16 protein-coding genes are annotated in these 15,590 nt (G+C 45.5%); 14 read left to right on the forward strand and 2 right to left on the reverse strand.

All coding sequences use genetic code 11. The features are described from left to right. Window positions 1-48 precede the first annotated feature (48 nt). From rsgA to spoVM, 4 genes are all read left to right on the forward strand, one after another. Window positions 49-966: a ribosome small subunit-dependent GTPase A gene (gene rsgA / locus KQI_RS0104710; RefSeq protein WP_010345570.1), complete on the forward strand. Its 918-nt coding sequence runs from the start codon at window positions 49-51 to the stop codon at window positions 964-966. A gap of 4 nt (window positions 967-970) precedes the next feature. Further along, complete coding sequence (gene rpe / locus KQI_RS0104715) at window positions 971-1,639, forward strand: ribulose-phosphate 3-epimerase (protein ID WP_010345571.1); 669 nt, start codon at window positions 971-973, stop codon at window positions 1,637-1,639. Window positions 1,640-1,659: 20 nt separating this feature from the next. Continuing rightward, window positions 1,660-1,887: a hypothetical protein gene (locus tag KQI_RS27695; RefSeq protein ID WP_241763852.1), complete on the forward strand. Its 228-nt coding sequence runs from the start codon at window positions 1,660-1,662 to the stop codon at window positions 1,885-1,887. A gap of 143 nt (window positions 1,888-2,030) precedes the next feature. Beyond that, the gene (gene spoVM / locus KQI_RS26650) at window positions 2,031-2,111 is read left to right on the forward strand and encodes a stage V sporulation protein SpoVM (protein ID WP_010345573.1); all 81 of its coding nucleotides are present in this window, start codon (window positions 2,031-2,033) and stop codon (window positions 2,109-2,111) included. Between the two features lie 226 nt (window positions 2,112-2,337). On the opposite strand, the gene rpmB is transcribed toward spoVM, so the two are convergent. Then, the gene (gene rpmB, locus KQI_RS0104725; protein WP_007430992.1) at window positions 2,338-2,526 is read right to left on the reverse strand and encodes a 50S ribosomal protein L28; all 189 of its coding nucleotides are present in this window, start codon (window positions 2,524-2,526) and stop codon (window positions 2,338-2,340) included. Between the two features lie 508 nt (window positions 2,527-3,034). Between rpmB and KQI_RS0104730 the strand changes: the two genes are divergently transcribed. The 10 genes from KQI_RS0104730 to KQI_RS0104775 all read left to right on the forward strand — a co-directional run bounded on the left by KQI_RS0104730 (window position 3,035) and on the right by KQI_RS0104775 (window position 13,989). Beyond that, entirely contained in the window at window positions 3,035-4,813 is a 1,779-nt protein-coding gene (locus KQI_RS0104730) for a DAK2 domain-containing protein (protein WP_010345574.1), read from the forward strand. A gap of 51 nt (window positions 4,814-4,864) precedes the next feature. Further along, window positions 4,865-5,731 carry a DegV family protein gene (locus KQI_RS0104735; protein ID WP_010345575.1) on the forward strand — a complete coding sequence of 289 codons (867 nt, stop codon included), beginning with the start codon at window positions 4,865-4,867 and terminating at the stop codon, window positions 5,729-5,731. A gap of 1 nt (window position 5,732) precedes the next feature. Continuing rightward, window positions 5,733-7,781 carry an ATP-dependent DNA helicase RecG gene (recG, locus tag KQI_RS0104740; RefSeq protein ID WP_010345576.1) on the forward strand — a complete coding sequence of 683 codons (2,049 nt, stop codon included), beginning with the start codon at window positions 5,733-5,735 and terminating at the stop codon, window positions 7,779-7,781. 111 nt (window positions 7,782-7,892) lie between these two features. Continuing rightward, window positions 7,893-8,180, forward strand: a complete 288-nt coding sequence (locus KQI_RS0104745) for a stage VI sporulation protein F (RefSeq protein WP_010345577.1) — start codon at window positions 7,893-7,895, stop codon at window positions 8,178-8,180. A gap of 219 nt (window positions 8,181-8,399) precedes the next feature. After that, complete coding sequence (locus tag KQI_RS0104750; RefSeq protein WP_010345578.1) at window positions 8,400-9,398, forward strand: ROK family protein; 999 nt, start codon at window positions 8,400-8,402, stop codon at window positions 9,396-9,398. Between the two features lie 162 nt (window positions 9,399-9,560). Continuing rightward, window positions 9,561-10,787 (forward strand): MFS transporter, encoded by a 1,227-nt coding sequence (locus KQI_RS0104755; RefSeq protein WP_010345579.1) that lies wholly within the window; start codon window positions 9,561-9,563, stop codon window positions 10,785-10,787. A 347-nt stretch (window positions 10,788-11,134) separates the two neighbouring features. After that, window positions 11,135-11,320: a hypothetical protein gene (locus KQI_RS0104760; protein WP_010345580.1), complete on the forward strand. Its 186-nt coding sequence runs from the start codon at window positions 11,135-11,137 to the stop codon at window positions 11,318-11,320. Window positions 11,321-11,372: 52 nt separating this feature from the next. After that, a complete protein-coding gene (locus tag KQI_RS0104765) occupies window positions 11,373-12,173 on the forward strand; it encodes a Cof-type HAD-IIB family hydrolase (protein ID WP_010345581.1) in 801 nt (266 codons plus the stop codon). A 28-nt stretch (window positions 12,174-12,201) separates the two neighbouring features. After that, on the forward strand, window positions 12,202-12,582 hold the full coding sequence (locus KQI_RS0104770) for a VOC family protein (RefSeq protein WP_010345582.1): 381 nt from the start codon (window positions 12,202-12,204) through the stop codon (window positions 12,580-12,582). A 138-nt stretch (window positions 12,583-12,720) separates the two neighbouring features. After that, on the forward strand, window positions 12,721-13,989 hold the full coding sequence (locus KQI_RS0104775; protein WP_010345583.1) for a DNA polymerase IV: 1,269 nt from the start codon (window positions 12,721-12,723) through the stop codon (window positions 13,987-13,989). 630 nt (window positions 13,990-14,619) lie between these two features. Here the strand turns inward: KQI_RS0104775 and KQI_RS0104780 are convergent. Further along, window positions 14,620-15,507 (reverse strand): LysR family transcriptional regulator, encoded by an 888-nt coding sequence (locus tag KQI_RS0104780; RefSeq protein WP_010345585.1) that lies wholly within the window; start codon window positions 15,505-15,507, stop codon window positions 14,620-14,622. Window positions 15,508-15,590: the final 83 nt, after the last annotated feature.

Raw genomic sequence — 15,590 nt, forward strand, 5'->3', positions numbered from 1 at the left:
TGTTATAAGCAATGAAACTTAAGTATTATGAAGGAGGACGTCTTACACATGCCTGAAGGTCTGATCGTCAAGGCACTCAGCGGATATTATTATGTCTCCAGACTGGATCAGGATGGGCACCCGGTATCCGGCGAAGCTACAGTACAATGCAGAGCACGCGGCATTTTCAAGAAAAAAGAGATTACGCCTCTTGTCGGCGATCAGGTCGTTTACGAACTGACTGAGAACGGGGAAGGTATGGTCAAAGAGATTAGAAAGCGTGTGACGGAGCTTATCCGTCCGCCGGTGGCTAATACCACGCTTGCCGTGCTGTTGTTTTCCCTGCGTGAGCCGGATTTGAATCTGCCGTTGTTGGATAAATTTTTGGTGCATATTGAGCACGCCGGGCTGGATACGATTATCTGTCTGACCAAGCGCGATTTGTATGAAGGCAGTCCTTCGGAGGATGATACGGTTCTGGCCGTTCAGGAAATATATCGGAAGATCGGTTATGAGGTGCTGGTGACCAGCGCCCGTACCGGGGAAGGCACGGCTGAGCTTAAGAACCTGCTGGCTGGTCAAATTAGCGTGTTCTCTGGACAGTCAGGTGTAGGAAAGTCTTCAATGCTTAATGCGTTGCAGCCGGGGTTAATGCTAGAGACGAGTGCTATTAGCAATAAGCTGGGGCGAGGAAAACATACGACTCGTCATGTGGAGCTAATTCCTCTGGACAACGGCGGCTTTGTAGCTGATACACCGGGTTTTAGCCAGCTGGATTTTTTGGAGCTGGGTGTGGATGAGTTATCACCCTGTTTTCGTGAATTCCAGCAGTATGCGGAGAGTTGTAAATTTCGAGGCTGCACCCATATTCACGAGCCTGGTTGTAAAGTAAGAGAGGCCGTAGAAGAAGGACATATTTCACAGGGGCGGTATGATAGCTACTTGCAGTTCTACCAGGAACTAAAAGAAAAAAAGCGGAGGTATTGAGCATATGTTAAAAATAGCACCATCGATTTTATCCGCTGATTTTGCCCGTTTGGGCAGTGAAGTTGCGGAAGCCGAGGCCATGGGAGCAGACTGGATTCATGTGGATGTGATGGATGGGCATTTTGTATCCAATATTACATTGGGTCCACCTATCGTTCAGGCTATTCGTCCGCATACGACTCTTCCTCTGGACGTTCACCTGATGATTGAGCATCCTGAACGTTACATTGCTGATTTTGTAAAGGCTGGGGCCAATATTGTCACTGTTCACGTTGAAGCCTGTGTTCATTTGCATGGAGTTATTCATATGATTAAACAGCAAGGTGTGCTGGCAGGAGTGGCCCTCAATCCAGGTACTTCCCCATATGCGATCAAGGAAGTACTGCCCAATGTGGATATGGTTCTAGTCATGACGGTCAATCCTGGTTTTGGGGGGCAATCCTTCATTCCAGAGACGGTGGATAAAATCAGACAGATCCGTGCTTGGCTGAACGAAATAGGGCGTCCGGACGTACATATCGAGGTAGACGGAGGTATTGCGGAGGAGACGGCACCTGTCGTATTTGAAGCAGGTGCTGACGTTCTGGTGGCAGGCAGTGCAGTTTTCGGTAGAGAAGACCGCGGTGCAGCTATTGCGGCTATTCGGGACAGCGCGACCCGTTTATCCAAGTGAAGCTAACTGAAGCGCTATGGATGACTGCAGCGAGTATGGCGACAGGTTTGACCCTCAGCAGCTTCTCGCTGGTGAAGGCTCCATGGAATGCCCTTCTTTCACTTTTCGCTGTTCTTATTGTGCTATTTTACTTTCGTAAAAATGAACGGCGTGGTTTGCGCATCGGGTTTGTGGTGTGCAGCGTGCTTTATTACTTCCTGTTTATTTTTATACTCTCGGCATATCTCTATGTTCACGGACTTGTCTGATGGTATAGCCTGGGATGGTTGTGCATAAATATGGTTACATGAGCGGGATTCTCATGTAGCCTTTTTTTTGTGGGGTAACAACCATCTATAGATTGCATAAACTACAGAGAACGGGTGCAGGAGAATGATGGGGAGGGTGAGGCATGAAGTTTTACACGATCAAACTACCAAAATTTCTGGGTGGATTCGTCAAAGCCATTTTGAATACATTCCAGAAAAACTGAATTTCATGTAAGGTAAACTACAGGCTGCAGAATGAAGACCAGAGGTACGCAGGGCATGCTTCCCGGGCACATCAGCTTGGCAGCTCGGAAGTAATCGGCAAAGAACGCGCGGGAAGGTGCCTGACATTTTGTCCTTCTGGAACAGTTGGATACTACATTTCGAATAACCAAAAAAGCACCCGTTTAAAACGAGGTGCCTTTTGTTTATAACGTTATTTTTTTACGACTACACGCGAGTCACTTTACCGGCTTTCAATGCACGAGTGCTGACATAAACGCGTTTCGGTTTACCGTTAACGAGAATGCGAACTTTTTGTACGTTGACGCCCCAAGTACGGCGATTACGGTTGTTAGCGTGAGATACGTGGTTACCGCTGCTAGGCTTTTTGCCTGTTACAGAACATTTACGAGACATGATTCCACCTCCTATTCTGAAAATAACCAAGTTCCGTATGGAACAGGTCGCTCTTCAGGCCGACTGGGTCAGCCGGACTTTGTAAGTCACTAACCTGAACAAAACAATACTTTTATATAATATCATAGTCAAAAAAGCTCCGTCAACTGATTCAAAAACTTTATTTATTTCTCTTTCGCATTATAGTACAATATGGGATAGTTATTGCTCCATTTATTTTTGTATATATTAAAATGTGAACTTATTCCAGTCATGCCGGACAGATCAGAGGCGGAAACCATACCCATAGTTACCATTCCTGCCGATGTTTTATTGTTGGGCGGTTGACTGGTTTTTCATATACATGACCTGTGTAAGGATGGCTCGGACCATGGGTACAATAAGCTTACGAAAGTGTGACATTCGTATTCATCGTCTGGCTTTAGTATAATTCAATTAAACCTTTAAACAAGGTGTTGTGTAAGTTTGATTGTAAAACAAGTGTATTAAGCTAGGAAGGGGAATTCTCTTGAGTAATCGTTCTTTGAATGGAACAGATTTTACCGCAATGGTTTTAGCCGGGGCGGAACAATTACAGCAGCATGCGGAACACGTCAATTCACTAAATGTATTTCCGGTACCGGACGGTGACACGGGTACCAATATGAATTTGACGATGAGCGCGGGCGTAACGGAATTAAAGAGGGGGAATTCTGCCTCTATTGGTGTCATGTCCGGCATATTATCCAAAGGTTTGCTGATGGGGGCCCGCGGTAATTCAGGGGTTATCCTGTCCCAGTTGTTCCGTGGCTTCAGCCGTTACGCTGCCCCATACGAGGAATTGAATACCCTTCAGTTCGCATCGGCATTGCAGAGCGGGGTGGATGCGGCCTACAAGGCGGTGGTTAAGCCGGTGGAGGGTACAATTCTTACCGTGGCGAAGGAAGCGGCTAAGCATGCTGTTTTTTTCTCGCGCCGGACGAACGACATCACGGAACTGATGGAAGAAGTGCTTGCTAAAGCGAAGGAAACGCTTGCCATGACGCAGGACATGCTCCCGGTACTGAAGCAAGTGGGAGTTGTGGACTCGGGTGGACAAGGACTTGTGTATATTTATGAAGGATTTATGCAATATCTCCAAAGCGGTCTGGTGGCAGCTACAGCTGCAAAAGGCGATAAGGGGCGTCCCGTTTTTGCTCCTCAGGTAGCCAAGAGACCTACGGCAGTTGCGCCTTCCCCGGATGCGCCGATTTCAGCGCAAGCGAAGCTCGAAACTGAGGATATTGAATTTTTGTATGATATGGAGTTTTTTATCAATCGGCAATTGGGCGGAGCGGAAGGTACGGCCTTTGATGAGGAAGTTTTCCGGAAAGCGTTATCAGTAGATGGTGATTCTATTATCGTTATTTCAGACGATGATGTTATTAAGGTTCATGTGCATTCCAAAGCTCCGGGTGAAGTGTTGAATCTGGCACTGCGTTACGGGGAAATTACGCAGATTCGTATTTTGAATATGCGCGAGCAGCATCGTGATTTGTTATCTGCGGGTATGGATGGTGCTCCTGAGCCTGAGTGGTTTGCTGAAATACCAGCAGAGCCTGCACGTGAGGAGGAGCCCTCAGTGCCTCCGGCTCATGAACTGGCACCCTTTGGTTTTATCGCTGTGGCTTCTGGTGAAGGAATTGCCGATATTTTCAGAAGCTTGGGCGTCGATGTTGTGCTTTCCGGCGGTCAGACCATGAATCCGAGTACAGAGGATTTTGTCAATGCGGCACGCTCGATTGCGGCTCAACATATTTTCATTCTTCCGAATAATTCCAATATCATTTTGGCGGCAGAGCAGGCGCGTGAATTACTGGAGATGGAACGCTTGGTGTCGGTTATTCCAAGCAAAACGATTCCTCAGGGGATTGCAGCGGCATTTGCCTTTCAGGAGGAAGAAGCCTTTGAGACCAATCAAGATAATATGCGAGAAGCGGTCAGCCATGTGAAATCCGGACAGGTGACCTATGCGGTACGGGATACGACGCTTGATGACCTGCACATTATGGCAGGCCATTATATCGGTATTCAAGATTCCAAAATTGTGGCGACCGAGGAAGAGTTAGTCGCAACGTCCCGCCTTTTGCTGACGAAAATGCTAGTGAATGGTGATGAAATTGTTACGATTCTCACAGGATCGGATGCGAAGCAAGAAGACACAGATCAACTCGTTGCATGGCTTGAAGAGCATTATTCGGATGCTGAAGTAGAAGTTCATGAAGGTGGTCAGCCGATCTATCCTTATTTGTTCTCCGTGGAAAGCTGATGGGCTGTAGAGCGCCTATGGAAGCCCACCACCAAAAAGGAGGTCTGACTGATGAGCACCATCATTGTGACGGATAGCACGGCTGATATTCCACAGGAACTGGCAGACCGTCTCGGTATAGTCGTTGTACCGCTGACGGTCATGTTTGGTAGCACCGCTTATCTGGATGGGATTGAAATGTCAGCGGCGCAGTTTTACAGCAAACTGGTGCGGGCAGATGAGCTGCCTACGACGTCACAGCCTTCACCAGCCCGTTTTTTGGAGGCTTATACGGCATTGCTGGAGAAACATCCTGAGAGCCAGATTGTTTCTATCCATTTGTCTTCCGGCGTGAGCGGAACGTATCAGTCTGCTCTGCTGGGTAAATCCATGCTGGAGAAGCATGAAGATAGAGTGACCGTGGTGGATTCCAAATCAGCTTCATACGGATACGGTATGCTTGTGGTCTATGCCACAGAGCTGGCGGCTGCCGGGCAATCCCCGGCTGATATTGTTCAGGCTGTGGAACGTCGTGGGGAGCGCCGTTGTTTGTATTTCCTGGTGGATACACTGGAATACTTGCAAAAAGGCGGACGTATTGGCAAGGCAGCGGCTATGGTTGGTACGTTGCTTAACATTAAGCCGATTCTTTCGATTGACAAAGAAGGCATTATTTATTCGGTTGAAAAGGCGAGAGGGCATAAAAAAGCGACAGCACGAATTATTGAACTGCTGGAGCGGGATTTAAAAGGCCAAAAAATTAATATTGCTGTGGGTCATACGGCAGATCGCTCGGTGGCAGAAGCGTTCATGGCTCAGCTGGCAGAGCATTTTGAGCTGGGAGATCGAATATATACTGAACTTGGCGCTGTGATTGGAGCCCATGTAGGGCCAGGAACGATTGGCATTTTTGCATGGCCGGCCGGAGATGAGAGGTAATATGTTACAACTGGATCAAATACCTTTGAAACAAATACATGGCGTGAGTGCTCTCAAAGAAGGAGAGCTTCACGCTTTTGGCATTTCTAACGTGCAGGATATGCTGGAATATTATCCGTTTCGGTATGAAGATTATCGCCTGCGCTCGCTAAGCGAAGTGAAGGATGGAGACAAGATTACGGTACAGGCCAAAATTATGGGCATTCCGGTGCTTCAACGATACGGCCGCAAATCAAGGTTAACTTGTAAATTGATGGCCGAAGATTGGATGTTTACCGCGACGTGGTTTAATCGGCATTTTTTGAAGGATCAGCTAACATCAGGTCGTGAAATTGTGGTGACTGGTAAATGGGACCTCAAGCGGATGCAAATGACCGTTTCGGATTCCGAGTTTCCCGATAAAGGAGTGGCCCGTTCAGGGACACTTCAGCCTGTGTACTCTATAGGCGGCAAGATTACGCAAAGCTGGATGCGTAAAACCATGAATCAGACGCTTCAGCAGTTCGGTGAAATGATTCCTGAAATTTTGCCAGAGCTGCTTGTACGTAAATATAGCATGATGCCTCGTAAAAAGGCCATTACGGGGATACACCAGCCTGAGGACAACCGCGAAGGGCAAGAGGCTCGCCGCCGCATGGTGTATGAGGAGCTTTTTTTATTCCAACTGAAAATGCAGGCATTCCGGGCGTTAAACCGTGGTCGGGCAGACGGGGTTGTACATACGGTGGACAATGCTACAGTTCGTGAATTCGTGAGGTCCTTGCCTTTTGAATTAACGGATGCACAGAAGAAGGTCGAGCTGGAAATACTGCATGATCTGCGCTCGCCCTATTGTATGAACCGTCTGCTTCAAGGAGATGTCGGGTCGGGTAAAACGGTTGTTGCCGCCATTGGTTTATTTGCTACCGTGCGTTCCGGTTTTCAGGGGGCGTTGATGGTGCCAACCGAAATTTTGGCCGAGCAGCATATGAGGTCGCTTCACAAGTTGTTTGAGCCCTTCGGGATTAGTGTTGGGCTGCTGACAGGAAGTACGACCGGAAAGAAACGTAAGGAACTGCTTGCTTCCCTGCAGCTGGGGCTGCTGGACATTGTGGTAGGCACTCATGCCCTCATTCAGGAGGATGTGTATTTCCGCCAGCTCGGGCTTGTCGTAACGGATGAGCAGCACAGATTCGGCGTGAACCAGCGCAGCATATTGCGTCGCAAGGGATACAATCCCGATGTGCTGACGATGACGGCAACACCGATCCCGCGTACGCTGGCGATTACTGCTTTTGGTGATATGGACGTTTCTACGATATCAGAGCGTCCAAAGGGACGTATTCCAATTTCGACGTATTGGGTAAAGCATGATCTGATGGATCGGGTACTCGGCTTTATTTCCCGTGAGGTAGATCAGGGACGGCAGGCTTATCTGATTTGTCCGTTAATTGAGGAGTCGGATAAGCTGGATGTGCAGAACGCCATTGATTTACATATTCAAATGCAGCAGGCTTTTCCGAATTACCGCGTTGGGTTGCTGCATGGACGAATGACTCCTGCGGAAAAAGAAGAGGTTATGCGTTCTTTTTATGCGAATGAGATTCAGCTGCTCATTTCAACAACGGTTGTAGAGGTAGGGGTAGACGTGCCGAATGCGACGCTCATGATCATTATGGATGCAGATCGCTTCGGACTGTCCCAGCTTCATCAACTGCGTGGGCGCGTCGGACGGGGCTCCCACGCCTCGTATTGTATATTGGTTGCTGATCCCAAGTCGGAGGTTGGTCAGGAGCGGATGAAGGTTATGACTGATACGGACGATGGTTTTGAGGTTGCCAGACGCGATCTGGACCTGAGAGGTCCGGGTGACTTTTTTGGCACCAAGCAGAGTGGGCTACCCGAATTCCGCTTAGCAGATATGGTAGCGGATTTTGAGGTGCTGGAAAAGGCTCGTGAGGATGCAACGGATCTGATCAAGGATTCGTCCTTCTGGACATCTCCACAGTATGAAGCACTGCGTGGTTATTTGCAAAAAGAGCAGATTTTCCAAGGCGATCTCATCGACTGATTCAGCAAGAATCATGAGGTTGCTTTAATCCCTTTAATTTAGATAGGCACAATGGACAGGCCAGCCGTCATATATTTGGGAATGACCGATGATATGGGAGGTGTGGCAACATTGAGCTATCAGCAATATGGAATCAGCCCGCAACTGGTGGAGCGGATTAAGCTAAAAATGAAAAACCGTGTGCTCAAGGAACGGGTTAAGCAGCAGATCGAAGGTGTGACCAAAGCGGACCTGCAAAACAAGGCCAAGGTACGTCAACTTGTGAAGTCCACTTCTGCTATTTTGAACGAGCGGCTGACAGCCGCGCAGGAGGAACAATTGACAGCCTTTGTACTGGCACAAAAAATTGATCCGTCTAACACATTCCATCTGATCAAACTGTGGGGAATGTTCCGTTGATGCGTGTGGTAGGGGATTTGAAAGCATTCCCATGTGTTGTATGAAGCACTTATGGAAAAGGATTGCCTGATGTCAGGCGATCCTTTTTTAAGATTATAGAATCTATAAATGTGTAGCGGAGCTGAACTCGGTTCTGCTGTTAGATAAAGATGAAAACTGATTGATATCTGTGTAAAATCATATTATATGTATGAAATGTGTGCATAAAGAGGGGGACTTATGAAAAAAGCAAGCGCTAATTTGATGAAAGCAATCAATTTAAACAATGTGCGTCAGGCGATGAAACGTGTTGAAACGGCTACCAAACCCCAGTTGGCCTCGTTCACCAAGCTGAGCGTAGTTACGGTGAATTCACTTGTAAAGGAACTGCATGACCTTGGAGAGATATTCGAAGATGAAACCGTTCCATCCAATGGCGGAAGACCTGCGCTAACCTATCGATACAATTATGATTTCAGCCTCGCGCTCGTCATTTACATGAAAGAGGAGAAGGGACAAGGGTTTGTTTCTGCAGCAGTCGTTAACCTGGAAGATCATATTCTGCTAAAAGAAGAATATTTAATGCCTGTTTTTGAACGGCAGCATTTCCATGAGGTTATTGGGCGTTTCCTTGCGTTGTATCCTTCCATTAAAGTGATTGGCATAGGTATTCCTGGACAGGCCGTTAATGGTGAAATTACGGTGAGCAGTCATCGGGAACTGACGGGTTTTCGTGTGATTGAAGAGATTGAATCGCAATTTGGACTGCCCGTTATAGTGGAGAATGATGTTAATGCCGCCATAAGCGGGTATTGTGCGAAACAGGACTTGGATGACATGACATGTGTACTTGGCATATATTTTCCTACGAAGTACCCGCCAGGAATGGGGATATATCTGGATGGAAAAATAGTCAAAGGAAAGAACGGCATGGCCGGTGAAATCAAGTTTCTCCCCTTGGGTTTTGATTGGTATCGTGAAATGGATCAGGAAACATTTGTGGGCGCAGTATGTCAAATCATTCAAAGCGTCAATGCCGTGCTTGCTCCAGACAAAATTGTGATCTATCAGGATCGAGTGGAAGCAGATACTTGGTACAATGCATGGGAAATCTATCAGACTCAGCAGCCTATGCCATCGTTTCCTGAAGTGATTTTACAGGAAACATTTCAACAGGATTTTGAAGCAGGCATGCGCTGGCTCACACTCAAAGAATTGGAGCCGGTCCTAATCATTTAAATGAGCAGAAAGAACCCCCAGAATTTACTGCAGGGGTTCTTTCTGCATCATGTCTTGACAAAGAAAAGTTACTGATGCATATTAAATAAAGAAACTTTATAAAGATATTTATTTATGATGAAAATGGCAATAAAGATTCACTTATGGTGAGAGAGGTGAGGTATGGCAACTTGGTTTTTAATTGTTATCTATCTGGCATTTGTTAGCTTGGGACTTCCGGATTCTTTGCTTGGGTCGGCCTGGCCGGTGATGTGGCCCGACATGGGGGCTTCACTCGGCTCCGCCGGCATCTTGTCCATGGTTGTAGCCGGAGGGACGATCATATCCAGTCTGGTAAGCGGAAACTTGCTTCAACGATTGGGGACAGGCAAAGTGACCCTGATCAGCTGTTTCCTGACTGCCGGAGCGTTACTTGGATTCTCTATGGCACCCTTAATGTTTTGGCTTGTCATCTTGGCTATTCCTCTTGGCCTTGGAGCAGGTGCCGTAGATGCGGCTCTGAATCATTATGTAGCCGAAAACTACAAGGCTTATCATATGAACTGGCTGCACTGTTTCTGGGGCTTAGGAGCAACTATGGGTCCGATTATGATGTCCTACTATATTGCTGATCATAACTCCTGGAGAGGGGGGTATGCAGCAGTAGCCATGATCCAGTTCACACTCGTCCTCATTTTGTTGGTTACTCTCCCCTTATGGAAACGTATCGCGACGAGTCGTGAGTCTGAGTCTGCACAAAATGACATACAGCACGTTCAGACTGAATCCGTGCTATTACAGCCAGAGGGAAATGTCAAAACCAATGTCCTTCGTATTCAAGGCGTCAAGCCTTCCCTTATCGCCTTTTTGTTCTATTGCGGGGTTGAAAGTACGGTGGGACTGTGGGGAGCCAGTTATTTGGTTGGTGCGAGGCATATCACAGCAGAGACGGCTGCGGGGTGGATCTCTTTATACTATGGTGGGATTACGATTGGAAGGATGATTACAGGCTTTATTACGCTGAAAGTCCATAATCGTGTGTTAATCCGATGCGGTCAGCTTGTTGCCATTGCAGGCGGGATCATTCTTTTGCTTCCGCTGCCTGCCGCTCTTTCCCTGGTTGGATTCATTCTGATTGGACTTGGGCTTGCCCCTATCTATCCCGGGCTTCTTCATGAAACGCCAACCCGGTTTGGAAGGGAAAATTCAGCAAGGATGATGGGGTATCAGATGGCTGTCGCCTATACGGGAACGACGTTTCTCCCTCCGCTTTTTGGCATAATCGCTACACAGATGAGCATCACCTTATTTCCGTTTATTGTGCTTGTTCTCCTTATTTTCATGCTGATGAGTGCAGAGGGAGTAAATTACATTTTAAACCAACGAGAAAGTGAGGAATTACGATGTTAGCGTACGTGTTATTATGTGCTGTCATATGGATTGGGACCTATCTATGTATGGTGATGTCTGGAGAGACGATTGAAGTGAAACCGATTCGTTCTATTGACGATCTGTTTGAATAGAACACAACTGCAAAAAATAAATCTTGACATGTAATGCATTACAACGTTTACGATTGCAATGTAGCAAACAGCTTTCCCTAGGGCGTCCTATGCTACCAGTCAGAGAAGGTGTAAATGGTGGGCCTACATCTTTCTTGATAAAGAAAAGTCACATCTTGGGTGTGGATACTTTATAAAATAACATTATAAAGTTGGTATATTTACTTTTGAACGCTTTTTTAGGAGGTCGAACACATGATGTCAATCATCGTTCAAGCTGTTTTAGGTGTGTTCATACTGATTGGCGCATATTTTGCTGTTAGAGGTGTGACTGAATCTCCCCAGACACATATTTACGCCCAACGTTCACACAAGAGAATTATCCGTGGTCTACATGGGAATGGGCATGAGGATGAAGGTAAAGGTGACGGGGATACTTGAGAGGGATGTCGCCTTGGAGCAGAAGGATTATTAGAATATCAGGAGGACTTATATGCTTAAACTCGTCGTGACCGATCTGGATGGAACCTTTTTGAATAACCAAGGGTTATTTGATGTTGATTTATTTAACCAGGTATATGCCGAAATGCAAAAAAAAGATATTGCTTTTGTAGCTTGTACCGGGAAGCAGTGCGAGAGAGTAGAGAAATTGTTCGGGGAGCATGGCAAAGGCGTCTGGATACTGGGGGATAGCGCAACAAGGATCAAGAAAGACGGGGAAGTTGTCAAGGAATTTACGATTGAACATGATTTGGCCCAGCAAGCCATTGCTGAGATTCAACGTTTTGATCCGGAAGTTACGATTATTGCATGTATCAGTGATACGGCTTATGTGCTTTCGACAATAAAAGATGAATGGTTCAACGTGGTTAAAGGTTCTTACGAAAAGGTGGTTAAAATCGATTCATTTAAACAACTGGACGGTGATTTTAATAAAATTACTGTTTTTGATATCAAAAGCCGAAGCTCTGCATTGAGAAAACATGTGGAAAATACGTTGCTGGGACAAATTTATATTGTCGATTCTGAACCCAAATGGGTGGATATTACCGCTCTCCACACACATAAGGGGGAAACGGTCAAAAAACTACAGAATATGCTTGGCGTAACGTTTGGGGAAACGATGTCCTTTGGAGACGGTGAAAATGATGTGGAGCTGATGAGTATTGCGAAGTATAGCTTTGCAGTCAGCAATGCTTGTGAGAATACCAAAAAGGCTGCCAGTTTTATTACAAAATCCAATGAAGAGAATGGGGTGTTATTAACTATTCAGAAACTGATGGACCTGCAGTAGATAGAAAGCGAAGCAAGGAGTGAAAAAATTGAAAATTGAGCATGTAGCTATCTGGGTGCATGATTTGGAAGGCATGAAGAATTTTTATGAAACTTATTTTAATTGTAAATCAAATGCGAAATATCATAATAGTGAAAAGAAATTTGAATCCTATTTCCTGACTTTTGACTCGGGCACACGATTAGAGATTATGCGTAAGGCAAGTATTGATAAGCAGAATCAAGGGGATCGAATGGGTTGGGCTCATATTGCCATTTCCTTGGGAAGCAAGGAGTCCGTTAATCAAATGACAGCTAAATTAAAAAATAATGGTTACCCTCATATTAGCGGCCCTCGTATCACTGGAGACGGGTATTATGAGAGCGTTATAGAAGACCCGGAAGGAAATCTTATAGAGTTGACTGTATAATTCAAGGGCTAAAATCGAAAATGGTGATTTTTATCTTGCTACACCCCCTATAAATTACCTGAATACAGAACTAGCGTTTGGTTCTATAATAACTAAGAATGTATGTTCGTATGTAATCGGTTTTTTGGAGGTGCAGTCATGACTAAAACAATTGAGCGGACCATTCTTTTGGCGGATTGCCAGTCCTTTTATGCCAGCGTAGAAAAAGCTTCCCACTCGGAGTATGAAAATAAACCACTTGCGGTAGCGGGTGATCCTGCACGCAGGTCCGGGATTATTTTGGCCGCATGTCCTATAGCAAAAAGTTTCGGGGTGTCTACAGCAGAACGGCTCGGTGAAGCTCTCAAGAAGTGTCCTGAGCTTGTGATTGTCCGTCCCCGTATGAAATATTATATCGATGTCTCCTTGGCAATTACAGATATATACAAGGAATACACCGATCTAGTGGAAGTTTTTAGTATAGATGAACAGTTTTTAGATATTTCTAAAAGTTTAAAAATGTTTGGTGACCCTTTAGATATTGCAAAGGAAATTCAAGAAAAGGTTCTTTTGCAGACCGGAGTCTGGGTTAGGATTGGGATTAGCTCAAACAAAATTCTGGCCAAAATTGCAACCGATATATGGGCCAAAAAGAACAAGAATGGCATTTTTACACTTCCTAAGACAGATGTCGAGCAGTTACTATGGTCGCAGCCAGCGAATAAAATGTTCGGCGTAGGCTCGCGCATGACGGCCCATTTCGCTCGGCTCGGCATGACCACCATTGGCGATATCGCTAGAACGCCGCTGCCAGAGCTGAAGCGCAAATTCCGCGCCCATTTCGGCAAGCAATCGGACATTCAGGCTGAAGTGATGTGGAGAACCGCTAACGGCCTGGATGACAGCCCCGTCGCTCCATATACGTTCAGCACCCCTCAGAAGTCAATCGGCCATATGATGACCTTACCTAAAGATTACATGGAGCCTCACGAGATCGAGACCATCCTGCTGGAGCTCACCGAGGAAGTATGCCGGGACAGCCGGCGCAAAGGATATATGGGATCTGTCGTGACCGTCGGCTGCATGTGCAGTCCGTACGAAGCGCCGACCGGATTTTCGCGCCAGATGAAGCTGTCCGATCCAACCAACAATACGAATAAAATTTACAAAGCTGTAAAGGAAATTTTCTATAAATTTTGGAACCATATGCCAGTGAGACGTCTGGGCGTGAGCCTGAGTGGTTTGACGAACGCGGAGACGTATCAGCTTTCCTTTTTTGAAGATCAGGAGCGAGCACGTTCTTTAGAGAAGGCCACGGACAGCATCAAGGATCGTTATGGCAGTGCGGCAATCGTAAGAGCCTCCTCCTTAACGCAGGCCGGTCAGGCTTTGGAAAGATCCTTGAAAATCGGGGGGCATTATAAGTAAAGCAATTATTAAGGGAGAGGCACTAGACGTCCTTTAATTTTTATCTTGTCTCTCATTTTTACCCTTTTGCTTCATCTATGTTACTTTAAGACGATATCACCAAAAATCGGTGGAAATCTATATAGCTCTCGTATTTCGGTATATTGGGAAGTTACTGCATCCCCCAAATTCAACTCCTTGCTTCTTCTCTCCTCGGGCCATCGGAGCACGACAGTTACATGTCAAAACACTTGATGCTGCAGCTTCTGTTTTGCCTTATTGATTACAGAGTTTGCCGTGGTTTACTCTTTTTCAATAACATGACGTTTCTTGTTTGGTTGCCACTTTCCCCATGCCCCTAGTTTATGCCAACGGGCTACTTTTGTTTTGCTCTCGAAAGCCCTTCTATGGCCACGACGATTATATAATTTTCCAGTAAATAAACTGCTGCAACTGGCTCAGATACCACGTAGTACATATTATTAATGGGTGAACACATTCGGAGAGCCAGATAAAGATACTGACTTGAAATCCCGTATTCAAGCCATTTATCAAGAGCATAAGGTAGCTTAATTATATACTGTCTAACTTTTCGGGATCACTTCACCAGCAGCTTTTTTGTTTTAAGGAGTTAGCTCCTGTCACAAGTCTTTACGTGGATGCATGCTTTTTCATGGTATCCATGAATTGTTGCATCTGTGGAGTGATCCATTTGTTTTTATGATACGCAAGTTGGCTCCACATTTGAATGCTGACGCAATCGGTATTGATGATTGATAATTTCCCCGATTCCACAAACTCGCGTACTACGAAAAAAGGGAGAAATGATATTCCTGCATTGTTCAGAAGAAACTTGAGAATAATATCCGTATTTCCAATTTCCAAAACGGGATGAAGTTCATATCCTTGGGCTGCCAGGATTTGCTCTAAATCATAACGATAGCTATATCCCTTTTCTGTTAGTACTAATGGTTCTTTAAGAATAGTTTCCACCTGTACATTCTTTTCTTGTGTCAATGGATGTCCACTGGAGGCAACAAAGACAATAGGTTCCGGTCGTTCGATAATCTTTACCCATTCAGGACGGTAGATTTTTTGGTCTAAAAAGTAGATCATGTCAATTTCATTGCGCTGTACCATATCATACATATCCGTATTGAGACCGGTTTTGATCTTGGTTTCAACTAGAGGACACAACTTCTGAAACTCCATTAAGATAGGCGGTAAAACGCTGCTGGACAGCGATTCAATTACTCCAATCTGTAATGTGCCTGTTGGGTTTTTATCTAAACTAACCATCGTCTTTGCCGCTTGTACTGTTTTCAAAATATCTGTAGCATATCCGATAAATTGTTTACCGTGCTCTGTTAGTTGTACATGTTTTCCGAACCTTTCGAATAGTTGAGTTCCCAATTCCTCCTCAAGCTGTTTAATCTGGACAGTAACCGTCGATTGCGAATAACCTAATTGAATTGCGGCATGCGAAAAATTCCGTAACTCTGCAACTTTCATAAATGTTGTAACATTTCTGATCTCCATATTAACCACCTATTAAAAAAAATAAACGTAATGATGAAATCTATGAATTTAACAAAAAGACAACAAGATGTTATATTACAACT

The organism is Paenibacillus peoriae KCTC 3763, assembly GCF_000236805.1.
In the GTDB taxonomy this organism is placed as follows: domain Bacteria; phylum Bacillota; class Bacilli; order Paenibacillales; family Paenibacillaceae; genus Paenibacillus; species Paenibacillus peoriae.

Excerpts from the sequence above, each read along its gene's own strand:
- rsgA (WP_010345570.1), top strand. The coding sequence starts at position 49 with ATGCCTGAAGGTCTGATCGTCAAGGCACTCAGCGGATATTATTATGTC.
- rpe (WP_010345571.1), top strand. The coding sequence starts at position 971 with ATGTTAAAAATAGCACCATCGATTTTATCCGCTGATTTTGCCCGTTTG.
- KQI_RS27695 (WP_241763852.1), top strand. The coding sequence starts at position 1,660 with ATGACTGCAGCGAGTATGGCGACAGGTTTGACCCTCAGCAGCTTCTCG.
- spoVM (WP_010345573.1), top strand. The coding sequence starts at position 2,031 with ATGAAGTTTTACACGATCAAACTACCAAAATTTCTGGGTGGATTCGTC.
- rpmB (WP_007430992.1), bottom strand. The coding sequence starts at position 2,526 with ATGTCTCGTAAATGTTCTGTAACAGGCAAAAAGCCTAGCAGCGGTAAC.
- KQI_RS0104735 (WP_010345575.1), top strand. The coding sequence starts at position 4,865 with ATGAGCACCATCATTGTGACGGATAGCACGGCTGATATTCCACAGGAA.
- recG (WP_010345576.1), top strand. The coding sequence starts at position 5,733 with ATGTTACAACTGGATCAAATACCTTTGAAACAAATACATGGCGTGAGT.
- KQI_RS0104750 (WP_010345578.1), top strand. The coding sequence starts at position 8,400 with ATGAAAAAAGCAAGCGCTAATTTGATGAAAGCAATCAATTTAAACAAT.
- KQI_RS0104755 (WP_010345579.1), top strand. The coding sequence starts at position 9,561 with ATGGCAACTTGGTTTTTAATTGTTATCTATCTGGCATTTGTTAGCTTG.
- KQI_RS0104760 (WP_010345580.1), top strand. The coding sequence starts at position 11,135 with ATGATGTCAATCATCGTTCAAGCTGTTTTAGGTGTGTTCATACTGATT.
- KQI_RS0104765 (WP_010345581.1), top strand. The coding sequence starts at position 11,373 with ATGCTTAAACTCGTCGTGACCGATCTGGATGGAACCTTTTTGAATAAC.
- KQI_RS0104775 (WP_010345583.1), top strand. The coding sequence starts at position 12,721 with ATGACTAAAACAATTGAGCGGACCATTCTTTTGGCGGATTGCCAGTCC.
- KQI_RS0104780 (WP_010345585.1), bottom strand. The coding sequence starts at position 15,507 with ATGGAGATCAGAAATGTTACAACATTTATGAAAGTTGCAGAGTTACGG.